The organism is Streptomyces sp. BE20, assembly GCF_036322525.1.
Classification (GTDB): Bacteria; Actinomycetota; Actinomycetes; order Streptomycetales; family Streptomycetaceae; genus Kitasatospora.
The window spans coordinates 1-338 of the sequence record NZ_JAQYWW010001008.1 but is presented as its reverse complement, the minus strand read 5'-3'; the positions used below and the strand labels follow the sequence as shown (position 1 = coordinate 338).

Annotated in this window: 1 protein-coding gene; it reads left to right on the top strand. The window is 74.0% G+C overall.

Translation table 11 applies throughout. The features are described 5' to 3' along the window. Positions 1-50: 50 nt before the first annotated feature. Positions 51-338: hypothetical protein (locus PUR61_RS26260; protein WP_329881876.1), on the top strand; the 288-nt coding region annotated here is incomplete at its 3' end.

Sequence of the window (338 nt, the reverse complement as noted above, 5' to 3'; positions counted from 1 at the left end):
GTTGGAAGACGTCCCGGCTGCGGACGAGTCACGCGTTCCACTCCCGGCTGATGGAGCCGATGCTGGCGGAGTTCCGGGCCGTGGTGAGCGGTCTGGCCTTCCACGACCCGGTACTTCCCGCCGTCTCGACGGTGACGGGCGAGGCCGTGACGCCCGGTCAGTGGTCGGACCCGGAGTACTGGGTCGACCAGGTCCGGCGCCCGGTCCGCTTCGCCGACGCCGTCACCGCCCTCGACGCGGACCGGGTCCTCGAACTCGGCCCCGACGGCGTCCTGACCGCGCTGATCGCCCGCGAGAGCGGCCCCGACACGGTCGCCGTCGCCGCCCTGCGCCGCGAC